This window comes from Kitasatospora sp. NPDC004289 (genome assembly GCF_053602875.1).
The window spans coordinates 1-1,991 of record NZ_JBSGEL010000180.1 but is presented as its reverse complement, the minus strand read 5'-3'; the positions used below and the strand labels follow the sequence as shown (position 1 = coordinate 1,991).

Sequence of the window (1,991 nt, the reverse complement as noted above, 5' to 3'; positions counted from 1 at the left end):
GGCCCAGGCCGCCGGCGTCGGCGGTGCGGCGAGCGGGCTCCAGCCAGTAGCGGCGGCGCTGGAACGGGTAGGTGGGCAGGTCGAGTTGCGGGCGGCGGCCGCCGCCGAACAGCGCGGCCCAGTCGACCTGGTGGCCCTGGACGTGGATCCGGGCCAGCGCCGTCAGGGCGGTCTCGGTCTCCTCGCGGTCGCGGCGCAGCGCGGCGGCCGTGACGGGCTCCTCCAGGATGGTGCCGACCAGGCCGCTGAGCGTGCCGTCGGGTCCGAGCTCGACGAAGGTGGTGACGCCCTCGGCGGCCAACTCCCCGATCACGTCGGCGAAGCGGACCGCTTCCCGGACCTGGCGGACCCAGTACTGCGGGTCGGTGAGCTCGGCGGCGGTGGCGATCCGACCGGTCAGGTTGGAGACCACCGGGATCTGCGGCGCACTGTAGCTGAGCAGGGCGGCCACCCGGCCGAAGTCGGCCAGCATGCCGTCCAGGTGAGCGGAGTGGAAGGCGTGACTGACCTTCAGCTGCTTGGTGCGGCGGTCGGCGAACCGCTCGCGGACGGCGGCCACCGCCTCGGCGTCACCGGAGACCACCACCGAGCGCGGGCCGTTCACGGCCGCGATCTCGGCACCAAGCACGAGGACCTCGCGGACCTCCGCCTCCGTGGCCTCGACCGCCACCATCGCACCGCCGCCCGGCAGTTCCTGCATCAGCCGGGCCCGGGCCGCCACCAGCGCGGCGGCGTCGGCCAGCGAGAGCACCCCCGCCACGTGGGCGGCGGCCAGCTCACCGATCGAGTGCCCGGCCAGCAGGTCCGGCCGCACGCCCCAGGACTCGTAGAGCCGGAACAGCGCGACCTCCACCGCGAACAGTGCCGGCTGCGTCCACCCCGTCTCGTCCAGACCCTCGCCGCTCTCGATCACCTCGGCCAGCGGCAGGCCGAGCGCCTCGGCCACCGCGTCGAAGGCCTGCGCGTAGACCGGGAAGGCGGCGTACAACTCCCGCCCCATGCCCACCCGCTGACTGCCCTGCCCGGAGAACAGGAACGCCAGACCACCGGAGCCGGCCGTCCCGCGCACCACCCCGGGGCCGTCCAGCGCGCGCAGCGCCTCGACGCCAACGAGCACCACCGCGCGCTCCTCCAGCGCGGCCCGCGCGGTCACCAGCGACTGGGCGACCGCCGACGGGTCGGCCGTCGAGGCGAGTTCGGCGACCTGGTCGGCCTGGGCCACCAAGGCCTCCGGCGTCCGCGCGGATAGCACGAAAGGCAGCACGGCCGGGGCCTCGGCGGCTACGACCACCGCAGCCTCCTCCGGCGCCTGCTCGATGATCACGTGCGCGTTGGTGCCGGAGACCCCGAAGGCCGAGACGCCGACCCGGCGCGGACGGTCCACCGCGGGCCAGGGCTGGTCCTCCGTCAGCACCCGTACCGTGCCCGCCGACCAGTCGACGTGCGGGGACGGCTCGTCCACGTGCAGGGTGCGCGGCAGCACGCCGTGGCGGATCGCCAGCACCGACTTGATCACGCCCGCGACACCCGCCGCGGCCTGGCTGTGGCCGATGTTGGACTTCACCGAGCCGAGCCAGAGCGGGCGTTCGGCGTCGCGCTCCTGCCCGTAGGTGGCGATCAGGGCCTGGGCCTCGATCGGGTCGCCCAGCGTGGTGCCGGTGCCGTGCGCCTCCACCGCGTCCACCTCGTGGGCGGCGAGGCCCGCCTGGGCCAGCGCCTGCCGGATGACGCGCTGCTGGGACGGGCCGCTCGGCGCGGTCAGGCCGTTGGAGGCGCCGTCCTGGTTGACGGCGCTGCCGCGCAGCACCGCCAGCACCTCGTGCCCGTGGCGCCGCGCGTCGGAGAGCCGCTCGACGAGCAGCAGGCCCACGCCCTCCGCCCAGCCGGTGCCGTCGGCCGGCGAGGAGCTGCGCGACGCGGCTTTGCGCGAGCTGGCGGAGGAGACCGGGCTGACCGGAGTGGAGCTCGGGCCGGTGGTGGCGTTCGACACG

2 pseudogenes are annotated in these 1,991 nt (G+C 75.4%); one reads left to right on the top strand and one right to left on the bottom strand.

Annotated features, from left to right (window positions below):
* Window positions 1-1,906: pseudogene (locus ACWEPF_RS39890) on the bottom strand (type I polyketide synthase); the annotation flags it as partial.
* On the opposite strand from ACWEPF_RS39890, the pseudogene ACWEPF_RS39885 reads away from it, so the two are divergent.
* A pseudogene (locus tag ACWEPF_RS39885) lies at window positions 1,899-1,991 on the top strand (NUDIX domain-containing protein); the annotation flags it as partial. The pseudogenes ACWEPF_RS39890 and ACWEPF_RS39885 overlap by 8 nt on opposite strands.